The organism is Sessilibacter sp. MAH1 (assembly GCF_054658315.1).
On record NZ_BAAGIC010000017.1, the window covers coordinates 1 to 11,772 of the forward strand.

The window sequence follows — 11,772 nt, forward strand, 5'->3', positions numbered from 1 at the left end:
CCTTTGAAAACCCTTCTACAGCAGGCTTTCTCTGTACCCCTTGGCAAGAGGGCGCGAACTATACGGAATATATTTTTGACTGACAACTCTTTTTTAGAATTATTTTTACACTCGGGATATTAGTAAGAAACTTCGATCAGATGGTTCTTCTTCTTACCCAACTTAACCAAGAAATAGCGGCCATAACGAGCAGTTTCATTAGAGAAGTTTTGAGCACTCAACATGTTGTCATCTTGAGATTTCTCCACTCCGTTGATCCAAACGGCACTTCTTCCGAGCGCGTCTTTAACTTCTCGGCCCGCAGACACCATTCCACACTCAACCAAAATTGTGGTTAGAGGCTTTTCTAGAAGATCAGCAAAACTCAATTTACTCGAAGGCAAGCCATCCAAAGCCAATTGATCCAAATCATTTTCACTCAGCAACTCAGAGTTACCACTGAACATTGCCTCGGTAATTCGTTTCGCCGCAGCCAATCCATCTTCACCATGAACCAGCTCTGTTACTTGCTCCGCAAGAATACCTTGCGCTTTGGGGCGACCTGCTGCTGATTTATCTTCCGCCTCTATCGCGTCTATCTCTTCGACCGATAGGAACGTGAAGTATTTTAGGAACTTGTAGACATCGGCATCGGCTGTTCCTAGCCAGAACTGATAAAAACCGTAGGGCGATGTCTTCGATGCATCCAACCAGATCGTACCGGACTCTGTTTTACCGAACTTGGTACCGTCAGATTTGGTTACCAGTGGAAGAGTAAGGCCAAAGACGCTGCCACCGTACATCTTGCGAGCAAGGTCAACACCACCAATGATGTTACCCCATTGATCGGAACCACCAATTTGTATGGAGCACTGTTGACGCTTAAACAGTTCGGCAAAGTCATAGCTCTGCAAAAGCATGTAGGTAAATTCGGTAAAGGAAATACCTTCACCTTCGCGATCCAATCTTTGCTTAACCGACTCTTTATTAATCATATTATTTACGGAGAAATGCTTACCCACATCTCGTAAAAAACTCACTAAATCAAGCTTGCCAACCCAGTCTAAGTTATTTACTACCAACGCTGAATTATCACCAGAATCGAATTCGATAAAACGAGATACCTGCTGCTGAATCTTTTGGGTCCATTCTGCTACCACTTCGGACGAATTCAGCCTGCGTTCCTGCGCCTTAAAACTGGGGTCACCAATTAAACCCGTAGCTCCACCAACCAGAGCGATAGGCTTATGTCCAGCCAACTGAAAGCGTCGCAGCGTCAACAGCGGAACCAAACTACCAATATGAAGACTGTCGGCGGTGGGATCAAAACCACAATATAGGATGCGAGGCTCTTTCAGATGCTCTATCAATTGTTCTTCACCGGTCATCTGATTGACCAAGCCTCGTGATTGCAAGTCATCGAGGAGATTTTGAATACTCACCGCCATGGATTTTTTGCCTATGATTAAATAACAAGGAGAAATAAAAGATATAATCTGTAAGGTAGAAAAGATAATCTACGTCTGACTTTTAGGACGCGGAACCTTACCTTAAAAAACAATCAAAGCAAACCTTGAGAACACGCGCAAAATTTTCGATAAAGTTGTTTCATTGGGATGATAAATACCCTTTTTTCTGTTATAAACAAAGAAATACAGTGTGTTTTTTAACTAATTTTCAAGATTCCCATGCAACCAATTGATTCAAAAACAGAAACATCAAAGTCGTTAAACTGGCTGCATTTCCCCAAGACTCATTTTATTGTAACGAGCGCTCTAACCGTATCGCTGCTTGGATTGCTGTCTGTTTGGCCGAGTAAAGACGCCAACGCAATTAAGCATAAAGAACTTTCTGCCGAGAAAGCTCTATCCGACCAAGCAATATCATTTACAGAGCAGGAAACAAATGATCCGCAATGGGAAATAGACTCTGCACAGACGACCGCAACAGCCTCTCAAATAGTTATTGAAACTGAACTTTCGCAGCCAGAGGATAGCAATCTAACCGCTATAGCATCGGAAGTGCTAAGTAGTTCAGTCGATCAAAACAGCCCTTCTGAGCCGACTCAAAACTGGCAGAAACAAGTTGTTAAATCCGGCGATAACTTGTCGAATATTTTTAAGCGCGTAAAACTGAGTGATAGAGATGTCTATCAATTTGTAAACAGCAGCGACTCTGCCAAAGGACTCACCAAACTTAAGCCGGGTGAAGAAATTGAGTTTTTGATTGAGGAAGGCGAACTTGTAGCAGTTAGATACAAGCCTAATCGCTTAGATACTCTGATGTTTAACAAATCAGATGCCTCTTTTGATTTCACCCAGCAAACCGCCGTTCCAGACGTAAAATTAGCCTTTAATGAGGCTCAAATTAACGAATCATTGTTCTTAGCAGGCTCCCGAGTCGGCATGGATGACAGTGTCATTATGGAAATGGCCAATATTTTTGGTTGGGATATCGATTTTGTGCTGGATATTCGCAAAGGGGATAAATTTAAAGTCCTCTACGAAGAGAAATTTCTAGACGGCGAGAAGTTTGCTAATGGCGCAATTTTAGCCGCCGAATTTACCAATCAAAATAAGACTTATAGAGCTGTTAGATACACCGACGAATCCGGTGACAGCCAATACTACACTCCCGACGGCCAATCAATGCGCAAAGAATTTCTGCGCACACCCGTCGACTTCGCTCGTATTAGCTCGCACTTTAACCTACAACGTAAACACCCGGTGCTGAACACCATTCGCGCACACAAAGGTACAGACTACGCAGCTCCAAAGGGCACACCCATTAAAGCTGTTGGTGATGGTAAAGTTGTATTTGCAGGTAAAAAAGGCGGTTATGGTAACGCGATAATCATTCAACACGGCCAAACCTATAAAACCCTTTATGCGCACATGAACAACTTCCGTCGTGGCGTGAAAAACGGCACTCACGTGAAACAGGGCCAGGTTATTGGCTATGTTGGTTCGACCGGACTCGCAACAGGACCTCATTTGCATTATGAGTTTTATGTAAATGGCGCCGTAAGAAATCCTGTAACTGTGAAACTACCAAAAGCGAAATCCATCCCCGACGCACAAATGTTACGCTTTGCTCAGCAAACTCAGCCACACCTTGCAAAACTTGGTGTAATTGCTAATACACAGCTTGCATTGCAAGACGTAAACGACCCCAAGCAATGACAACTGAGCTCTATATTGGGCTAATGTCCGGCACCAGTATCGATAGTATCGATGCTGTGTTGCTGGAAGTCACCAAAGAGCACTTCCAGCTTTTAAATCATTACTGCCACGACATTCCAAACGATCTGAAATTGCGTTTGGATGAGCTCACCACCTGCAATTCCTACTCTATTGATCGGATCGGGGAAACTCATCAAGAGCTTGGCTATTTATTTGCCCAAGCTGCTATGTCTCTGTTGGAAAAGTCCGGAAAAAAATCTACGGAGATTTCTGCTATCGGCAGTCACGGACAAACAATACGGCACCGTCCTCCAGGTACATCCCCCTCTCCGTTTAGTTGGCAAATTGGTGATGCCAGCGTAATCTCGCTACTTACCGGTATCACCACAGTCGCAGACTTCCGCAGTAAAGATATAGCAGCAGGTGGGCAAGGAGCACCTTTAGCTCCTATTTTTCACAGAGCTTTTTTCTCTTCGCCCAACAAATCACGAGCAATAATTAACATTGGCGGCATCAGCAACCTTTCTAAACTTGATCCTAACAATGAGCTAATTGGCTTCGATCTAGGGCCGGGCAATCGTCTGATGGACGCCTGGTGCGAAATGCACCGAGCCAAACCATTTGATGAAAATGGCAATTGGGCGAAATCAGGAATCGTAAGCGAAAGCTTGCTCGAAAAACTACTTGCACACCCATTTTTGTCGCAACCGCATCCCAAAAGTACAGGTAGAGAAGAATTTAATTTGGATTGGCTAAACGCCACTCTTGAAGGCTTCGACGAACAGACAGTTTTTTTACCGCAAGATGTGCAAGCTACCCTGCTTGAATTCACGGCCACTTGCATCGCAAAGCAAACACTAGAACTGTTTAGCCCTGATGAAGTATTTATTTGCGGTGGTGGAGCATTCAACACTGCACTAATGACGCGGTTATCTGAATTATTCAACGTAGGTGTGAAAAGCACAGCAGACCTTGGCATTGACCCACAACAGGTAGAATCAGCTGGATTTGCATGGCTGGCGATGCGCACAATGAAGAATTTAACGAATAACTGCCCCAGTGTTACCGGAGCAACCAGAGATCTCGTATTGGGTGCGATATATCCCGCCGCACCACGAAGTCCTAGCTAAAAAGCACTAACCATAAAGCGCACGAGAAACGCTTAAGATTAGAGCCATTTATACATCACCAAAGCGTCCACCAAACCTTGCTCTGGGTGGTTAAAGGCTTGAGGCAAGCGCCCAACAGTCTCAAATCCAAGTTTTGACCAAAGCCGCACCGCGCCGGTATTAGACGTAGCGACAAAATTAAATTGCATAGCCTTGTAACCAAGCGACCTGGCGATCAGTTGAGAATGCTCGCACAACTCAGCAGCAATTCCTTTACCTCGATGAACACTCGCCACCATATAACCGCAGTTACATACATGCTCACCAGGGCCAGATTGATTGGTTTTAATGTAATAGGTCGCGACTATTTCGCCTTTATCTTCGGCAACAAATGTTTTACGCGGCACATCGAGCCAAAGCCTTCGCGCTCCAGCAGCATCGGTGTTAACGTCAAAGGCATAGGTATCACCCGCCGAGACGACCTCATGGAAGATTGGCCAAATTTGTCCAAAGTCGTCTTCTGTTGCTTCGCGAATACGCATAGAAATTTTTTTGGAGATCGATGGAAAATCCAGACGTTAATGCAAACGATACCTAAAAGCCAACGACTTTTTAGCCGTCGGCTGCTTGTCAAAAGTATAGATATTGCTCTTCGCTAATGAGGCGATTCACCTCGGCGGGCCCAAAAGGTACGGTATTTACGAAAGGAACCAGCTCATTCACTGGCCGACCAAGCACTCCCATACTGGTCTCGCAAACACGAATATCCACGACTTCGAAGGCGGTTAGACGAGCAGCCAAATCGACCAAGTGCTTATGTTCTTGATATTGACTGCGTAAAAAAATGCCGACTTCTGGGCCGTGCAATACGATTACAACCGGGTCGTAATCACCTTCAGGTTGATCGGCCAGAAAATACTGCTCAATACGCACAAGTGCACGCTCAATTTCTTCGGGAGAGTTGTTACCAATGCGCGCCAGATAGTTGCCTTCGAAAAGCAAGTCATTGCGCTGTTCGACTTGCGCATTCACTAAAGATGACCAACCGAAGAAAATGAGAAAGAAATAAAACAAGTTTTTCATAGAGTATCGACCAAACTCACAACTCCACCCAAAAACTTGTTGTGAATTCAAACTATATAGTAAAGGAAGCTCCGCAGCCGCAGGTGCTAGACGCATTGGGATTGGTTACCACAAATCGAGCACCCGCTAACCCTTGTTCATAATCGACAGTGGAGCCGGTCAAAAAAGGGTAACTCAGGGAGTCTACTAAAACAGAAACACCACCAACCGAGATAACGGAGTCATCGTCGGTAGTTGATTCATCGAAAGTAAAACCGTATTGGAATCCAGAGCAGCCGCCACCGGTTACATACACTCGAAACTTTAAGTCTTCATTACCTTCATCTTCAATCAACTCTCGCACTTTACTTACCGCGCTATCAGTAAGATTAATTAAAGAGTTAGCAGAATCTGCGGCAGCGTCATGATACATAACACCAGAAGCCATAGTCACCTCGTAACCAGTTGAAAGCCAAAAAATACTTGAGTCTAATGATCAAGCATTAATGGGCTCAGCGCCACCATTTTTCAAGTCTTGTTTAGAATCTGACTTGGCAGATGGTTTATCAGACTTGGCTGGTGCCTTGGCAGGCTGTACTTTTTCGAACACAAGATTACCGTTAACCTGTGAACCCTTAACCATCTCAATCAACGCGTAATGAACATTGCCATCAACAACGGCGCGCTCTGCGAGCTCAACGTGTTCGCTTGAATAGACATCACCTCGAACACGACCATTGATGATAATGGTCGGCACTCGAATCTCACCGATAACCTCGCCAGAGTCGAGAACCTGAAGATGGGCAGGGCCTTCAGCGGCAGTAATGTTGCCAAACACCTTACCTTCAATCATAAGATTGCCACTAAAAGCCAAATCACCTTTGATTTCCGTGGTATTTGAAATCAACGTAGTCGCACCTTTCGAAGCTTTTGGCGTACTTACGTCAGCGCTTTTTTTGTTGAACATTGTTCTAGGTCTCCTGAACCAACCAACCAAACTTTTTCTCTACTAATTGCCCGTTTTTACCACTCGATTTTGCCATCAATTCGATACGTTCGGGCTCAAAACCTTCGGGAAGAACTAGCTCGCCTTCGATATTCTGGAAGTATTTAAATCGCAACTTGATGTCTTCGTCGTCGATTTGCTCAGAAAGATCTTTCAATGGAAATTGGCGCGCCTGGCCGCCCTGTCGGCCCACAACAGTGACAGTTAACGCCCCGGAAATCAAATTGTGATTACTTGCCAGTTGCTGGATAACCATTCGATATTGATAATGGCGCGGGATTTGTGTGGCGATGAAATCGACCTGTCCAATGGTTAGGCCTTGCTGATTACCTTTCGGTGACATGATGCCACGATAGAAACTGATATCAGCCTCTAAAGTTGCGATCTTATCTCTGAGTTCTACAACCTGATTGCGCACATCTTCGCTGGCTTTTTTATCGATCTCTGAACCCAAACGCAGATTCGCCGATTGTTGACGCAATTCGTTAACCTTATCCTCTGCGCTCGCAAGCTTTGACTCTAGCGCCTGCTTTGCGACAGTGAGCTCAGCCACTTCTTGACGTAACACGTAGCCACCAAACCAATACCCGCCAAAGCTTGCAAGTACAATCGCCACTACCGCGACGAGCAACAAAATGCGCCCTCGCCACGGCTGATGCTCAACCACTACTAACTGTTTCGATTTTGTCGATTTGAGTTTTGTCATCGCTCAAGCCATTCCCATTAGAATATTTTGTTCTGTGCAGATGACTGTAATTGTAGAAGCAAATCTTATGGGAATAATGCGACCTGCTCTAAACCTTGACCTTCTGGCAACCCAAACATGATATTAAAATTCTGGATTGCCTGAGTTGAGGCACCTTTTGCCAAATTATCAATAACAGACATCACTACAACCGTGTCGCGCTCTTGAGGGCGGGCGACTGCAACTCGACAGAGGTTAGTCCCCTTCACGGTTCGAGTTTGTGGAAAACTGCCCTTTGGCAGCACATCAACAAAGGGCTCGTTTGCGTAACGGCTTTCAAACAACGCCTGCAAATCAACACTAGTTTCACGCAATTTTGCGTAGGCCGTTACGTGAATACCGCGAATGATGGGCAATAAATGCGGCACAAAAGTCAAACTGACTTTTTCACCCTGAGGCAACGCATCATTCAGACCCTGCTCAATTTCCGGCAGATGACGATGACCACTAACGCCATACGCTTTAAAACTGTCGGAGATTTCGGCAAAAAGATTGTCGATCTTACCCTGACGACCAGCACCACTGACACCTGACGCCGCATTCGCAATTAACGACTGAGTATCAACAAGACCTGCTTCAATTAACGGTAAAAAAGCCATTTGCGTGGCCGTAGGATAGCATCCTGGACAGGCAATCAACTTAGCGTTAGCAATCTGCTCACGATTACGCTCTGGCAAGCCGTATACAGCCATATCGACCAAATCGGGACAACCATGAGGTTGGTTGTACCACTTCTCCCAGAGGGCGACATCTCGGATTCGAAAGTCCGCAGACAAATCAATAACCCTAACGCCACGAGAAATCAGTTCAGGAACCTGGGCCTGAGCTACACCATGAGGCGTGGCGAAGAACACCACATCGCAGTGACTGAGCTCATCAAAGGTTGGGTCGGTAAAAGTAAGCTCAAGGCGACCTCGTAGGCTTGGAAAATAATCACTCACTTTTACGCCCGCCTCAGAACGAGAGGTTACCGCAACAACTTCCGCTTGCGGGTGATTGACCAAAACTCGCAGCAACTCAACACCGGTATAACCAGTGGCACCAACGATACCTACTTTTACCATTGAAAAAGCCCTCTAGCCCATATGATCGTGCGATTCGCACCAACAACGATCGTCAAATAAAGGCGGCAATGATACCCACGCAGAACCAAAAGCTAAAGTATTGGTGATTGACGCCATTGCGTAGCCCCAATACTGAAAAATGAAAATAACTATAGAGAACTCCGATTAACGCATCGATGAACGACACAGAGATCAGAAATTGACAATACGAATTTCAATTTCTATACAATTTCAATTACTTATAGCGCTTGAAATTGGCAACCCATTCCAGTGTCTCTGGAAACGCTGGGTTAATCGGAATTTCCTATATCGGCAATTCTACCGGTGTCTTAAATTACCGTTACAGGAACTTTTAGTTTACCCTTGCTAATTCTAAATTCATTGACTCGTCGTATCGTCCAATGCAAAAAGGTTTTCGATCAGCAATAACCTCGTCTTTGACCAATTTCCGTCATCAGCTTTCATACTTGAATGCACTGCCACAGTTAACTATTTTAGGTTTAATCACCGGATGCCTCGCCGCTGTTCTAATTGTTTCGTTTCGAGCGCTCATTGAACTCGGCACAAGCCTGTATTTACCCAATTCAGAAGGCTTCGAAACATTACCATTTTATTTAAGATTTTTAGTTCCTTTTGCGGGAGCTGTGATTATCGGCATTATTTTTCAATTTCTTCCCAAGCGCAGTATTCGCGTTGGCGCCGGATACGTACTCGATCGCCTTTACAACTTCCAAGGGCATTTAGCAAAATCCAACTTTTGGGTGCAATTTTTTGCCGGAGCCTTGTGTTTAATCACTGGTCAATCCGTAGGTCGAGAAGGACCAGCTGTACATTTAGGTGCAGGAGCAGCCAGCGGCTTTGGTAAGGTTCTCAAAATTCCCAACAACAGCTTACGTAATTTAGTAGCCTGCGGTGTCGCTGCCGCCATTTCGGCCTCATTTAACACGCCATTAGCAGGCGTTATATTTGCGATGGAAGTGGTCTTAATGGAGTACACAATTACCGGTTTTGTGCCAGTAATTATGGCGTCTTTTGCGGGAGCGCTAATTACGCGCCTAGCATTTGGTACAGAGTTTGTTTTTAGTGTTCAAGATATTGCAATTACCAGCCTAACCGAATTACCGTTTTTGCTCGTGGCAGGAGTTCTAATTGGATTATTGGCCACCGTATTTTCTAAATTAATGCTATTGAAAAATCCATTGCATGCGACGCCCATATTTATTCGCATAAGCTTCGCAGGTGCAGTAACTGGAGTAATTGCACTTTATCTGCCGGAGATTTTAGGTCTTGGCTACGACACAGTCGCAGAAGCCATGCTCGACCACACAGAGGTTAAATTACTGACATTAATTTTAATCGGAAAAATAATAGCAACCGGCGTCAGTGTAAATCTTGGTATGCCCGGTGGATTAATCGGCCCAACATTATTTATTGGCGCAATTTTCGGAGCCATTTTAAGTTTCTTCGCACATTGGGCGTACCCCATTCACGCCTCAGGAACCACCTTTTATGTGCTAGTGAGCATGACCGCAAGCCTTGGAGCTGTACTCAACGCTCCACTCACTGCTCTGGTTACCATGCTCGAATTAACCAACAATCCCAGCATTATTTTCCCAAGTATGTTGGTCGTGGTGATTTCTTGTTTAACAACACGATATTTTATCGGTGACCAAGGCATATTTGTTACCAGCCTAAAAAGCCAAGGTTTAATTGTTAAATCCACAAGCTTTGAAAACGACCTGCGAAGGATCGGCATCAGAAGTCTTATGAACGTCAAATTAGTGTCTTCTCCTTATAAGATTGACCATAAAAAAGCAATCGAACTGCTAGAGAAAAGACCGGATTGGATTGTTCTCAATGAACTTGGTAAAACCAAACGTCTATTACGTGCCGCAGATTTAGCGCGCTTTTTAGAAGACGCACCAAATGCCATTTTGACCCTTGAAAAACCCATCGACCTTTTAGAAGTGCCGGGCAAAAAACTCACTATGCCTCCCATTCACGAGCAGGCTACCGTACTTGAAGCGCATTTATTAATGAAAAGCGAATCCGTCGAGGCCGTGTATGTACAAAACCCTCGACAATTACCGCTGGAGACCGAAATTCTAGGCGTTGTTACTCGCGACGATATTAATAATTATTACTCGGTTTAATTTAAACTGACAGAAATTGAAGAAGGATTCCTTACAAAATACAAAATTATTACTAAAGGGCGCACCATTAACTTAAATAAAAAATAGAAATGCACCAACTATGATCGTATGATAATAGTTAATTTTGTAGGTAGCCGCTTAATACCGCCAATTCCAAGACATCTACTCGGTGGCATAAAGGCTGCTTTAATAAAAACGACCGTACTCTTGGTATAGACGGCGATACAATTTGATTAAATAGAGCGCTAGGGTTCCGGCTTATTCTTAAGCGACTGGTCCGAGAGCACTCGACCTTCCTTAACTTTCCTTTCGGATAGTTCAGATAGAGGTTACACGGCGGGACAAAAGCCCGGGAGACTTAATTGGCGTTTAGCCAAGAGTGCTCCACGTAACTGAAAATTTGATACTTATAAATCCGAGAGGTCTCCAATGAAACACCTTCTCCTTGCAGCGCTATTAATTTCCCTGACTAATTCAGTATTTGCTCGCGATAACTTTAAAATCTGCTGGTCAATTTACGTGGGTTGGATGCCTTGGGCCTATGGTGCCGAACACGGTATCGTTAAAAAATGGGCCGATAAATACGATATTAAAATTGATGTTGTGCAAATCAATGATTACGTAGAATCCATAAATCAATATACCGCCGGAGCTTTTGACGGTTGCTCTATGACGAACATGGATGCGCTAACCATTCCTGCTGCGGGTGGCGTAGATTCAACCGCATTAATTGTTGGCGACTTCTCCAACGGCAACGATGGTGTTGTACTCAAAGATAAAAAATCCCTCGCCGAAATCAAAGGTCAAACCGTTAATCTGGTTGAATTAAGTGTTTCACATTATTTATTAGCTCGCGCATTAGATAGCGTGGGATTATCAGAACGTGATTTAAAAGTAGTAAATACCTCCGACGCAGATTTGGTTTCTGTTTACGGCACATCCGATGTGACTTCTGTTGTTACATGGAACCCTTTATTAAGCGAAATTCTTACAAACCCCAGCAGCAATCTGGTATTTGATTCTTCAAAAATTCCCGGCGAAATTATTGATTTGTTAGTTGTAAATACCGATGTTCTAAAAGAAAACCCTAATTTCGGTAAAGCACTGGTTGGCGCCTGGTATGAAATCATGGCAACCATGAGCGGTGACGACGCTGCTGCAAAAGAAGCAAAAACTTTTATGGCCGAAGCCTCCGGTACCGATTTAACCGGGTACGAAGCGCAGCTAGCAAGCACCGAAATGTTTTTTCAACCGAGCCAAGCACTAACGTTAACTAATGGCTCTGAATTAAAAACCACCATGCAACAAGTTGCTGAATTTTCGTTTGATCACGGCATTTTAGGTGAAGGCGCACCGGATGCAGGCTTTATTGGTATTGAAACACCCTCGGGAGTTTACGGAGATTCAGGCAATATTAAATTGCGTTTCGATCCAACCTTTATGCAAATGGCCGCAGACGGAAAACTGTAAAT

11 protein-coding genes and 1 riboswitch are annotated in these 11,772 nt (G+C 44.5%); of the genes, 4 read left to right on the forward strand and 7 right to left on the reverse strand.

Translation table 11 applies throughout. The annotated features are described in order from the left end of the window. Positions 1 to 119: 119 nt before the first annotated feature. Positions 120 to 1,427: a tyrosine--tRNA ligase gene (tyrS, locus tag ACYQ28_RS15415; protein ID WP_460051702.1), complete on the reverse strand. Its 1,308-nt coding sequence runs from the start codon at positions 1,425 to 1,427 to the stop codon at positions 120 to 122. A gap of 240 nt (positions 1,428 to 1,667) precedes the next feature. On the opposite strand from tyrS, the gene ACYQ28_RS15420 reads away from it, so the two are divergent. Both ACYQ28_RS15420 and ACYQ28_RS15425 read left to right on the forward strand, forming a co-directional pair. Further along, positions 1,668 to 3,161, forward strand: a complete 1,494-nt coding sequence (locus tag ACYQ28_RS15420; protein ID WP_460051700.1) for an OapA family protein — start codon at positions 1,668 to 1,670, stop codon at positions 3,159 to 3,161. Further along, entirely contained in the window at positions 3,158 to 4,291 is a 1,134-nt protein-coding gene (locus ACYQ28_RS15425) for an anhydro-N-acetylmuramic acid kinase (protein WP_460051699.1), read from the forward strand. Before ACYQ28_RS15420 ends, ACYQ28_RS15425 begins: the two co-directional genes overlap by 4 nt. Positions 4,292 to 4,329: 38 nt before the next feature. On the opposite strand, the gene ACYQ28_RS15430 is transcribed toward ACYQ28_RS15425, so the two are convergent. The 6 genes from ACYQ28_RS15430 to argC all read right to left on the reverse strand — a co-directional run bounded on the left by ACYQ28_RS15430 (position 4,330) and on the right by argC (position 8,147). Then, positions 4,330 to 4,812, reverse strand: a complete 483-nt coding sequence (locus ACYQ28_RS15430; RefSeq protein ID WP_460051697.1) for an N-acetyltransferase family protein — start codon at positions 4,810 to 4,812, stop codon at positions 4,330 to 4,332. Positions 4,813 to 4,900: 88 nt separating this feature from the next. Then, positions 4,901 to 5,353: a DsrE family protein gene (locus ACYQ28_RS15435; RefSeq protein ID WP_460051695.1), complete on the reverse strand. Its 453-nt coding sequence runs from the start codon at positions 5,351 to 5,353 to the stop codon at positions 4,901 to 4,903. A 52-nt stretch (positions 5,354 to 5,405) separates the two neighbouring features. Then, entirely contained in the window at positions 5,406 to 5,780 is a 375-nt protein-coding gene (gene erpA, locus ACYQ28_RS15440; protein WP_460051694.1) for an iron-sulfur cluster insertion protein ErpA, read from the reverse strand. Between the two features lie 48 nt (positions 5,781 to 5,828). Further along, the gene (locus ACYQ28_RS15445) at positions 5,829 to 6,299 is read right to left on the reverse strand and encodes a bactofilin family protein (protein ID WP_460051692.1); all 471 of its coding nucleotides are present in this window, start codon (positions 6,297 to 6,299) and stop codon (positions 5,829 to 5,831) included. A gap of 4 nt (positions 6,300 to 6,303) precedes the next feature. Then, entirely contained in the window at positions 6,304 to 7,044 is a 741-nt protein-coding gene (locus ACYQ28_RS15450) for a DUF6776 family protein (protein WP_460051690.1), read from the reverse strand. Positions 7,045 to 7,109: 65 nt separating this feature from the next. Beyond that, a complete protein-coding gene (gene argC, locus ACYQ28_RS15455) occupies positions 7,110 to 8,147 on the reverse strand; it encodes an N-acetyl-gamma-glutamyl-phosphate reductase (protein ID WP_460051689.1) in 1,038 nt (345 codons plus the stop codon). A 401-nt stretch (positions 8,148 to 8,548) separates the two neighbouring features. On the opposite strand from argC, the gene ACYQ28_RS15460 reads away from it, so the two are divergent. Both ACYQ28_RS15460 and ACYQ28_RS15465 read left to right on the forward strand, forming a co-directional pair. Next, positions 8,549 to 10,300 (forward strand): chloride channel protein, encoded by a 1,752-nt coding sequence (locus ACYQ28_RS15460; RefSeq protein WP_460051687.1) that lies wholly within the window; start codon positions 8,549 to 8,551, stop codon positions 10,298 to 10,300. Between the two features lie 234 nt (positions 10,301 to 10,534). Next, positions 10,535 to 10,658: riboswitch (guanidine-I (ykkC/yxkD leader) on the forward strand. Positions 10,659 to 10,729: 71 nt separating this feature from the next. Next, on the forward strand, positions 10,730 to 11,770 hold the full coding sequence (locus ACYQ28_RS15465) for a putative urea ABC transporter substrate-binding protein (protein WP_460051685.1): 1,041 nt from the start codon (positions 10,730 to 10,732) through the stop codon (positions 11,768 to 11,770). The last annotated feature ends 2 nt before the right edge of the window (positions 11,771 to 11,772 follow it).

Bases quoted from the DNA above. Each gene is read 5' to 3' on its own strand.
- ACYQ28_RS15435 (WP_460051695.1), bottom strand. From the start codon at position 5,353: ATGAAAAACTTGTTTTATTTCTTTCTCATTTTCTTCGGTTGGTCATCT.
- argC (WP_460051689.1), bottom strand. From the start codon at position 8,147: ATGGTAAAAGTAGGTATCGTTGGTGCCACTGGTTATACCGGTGTTGAG.
- tyrS (WP_460051702.1), bottom strand. From the start codon at position 1,427: ATGGCGGTGAGTATTCAAAATCTCCTCGATGACTTGCAATCACGAGGC.
- ACYQ28_RS15465 (WP_460051685.1), top strand. From the start codon at position 10,730: ATGAAACACCTTCTCCTTGCAGCGCTATTAATTTCCCTGACTAATTCA.
- ACYQ28_RS15460 (WP_460051687.1), top strand. From the start codon at position 8,549: ATGCAAAAAGGTTTTCGATCAGCAATAACCTCGTCTTTGACCAATTTC.
- ACYQ28_RS15450 (WP_460051690.1), bottom strand. From the start codon at position 7,044: ATGACAAAACTCAAATCGACAAAATCGAAACAGTTAGTAGTGGTTGAG.
- ACYQ28_RS15445 (WP_460051692.1), bottom strand. From the start codon at position 6,299: ATGTTCAACAAAAAAAGCGCTGACGTAAGTACGCCAAAAGCTTCGAAA.
- erpA (WP_460051694.1), bottom strand. From the start codon at position 5,780: ATGGCTTCTGGTGTTATGTATCATGACGCTGCCGCAGATTCTGCTAAC.
- ACYQ28_RS15420 (WP_460051700.1), top strand. From the start codon at position 1,668: ATGCAACCAATTGATTCAAAAACAGAAACATCAAAGTCGTTAAACTGG.
- ACYQ28_RS15430 (WP_460051697.1), bottom strand. From the start codon at position 4,812: ATGCGTATTCGCGAAGCAACAGAAGACGACTTTGGACAAATTTGGCCA.
- ACYQ28_RS15425 (WP_460051699.1), top strand. From the start codon at position 3,158: ATGACAACTGAGCTCTATATTGGGCTAATGTCCGGCACCAGTATCGAT.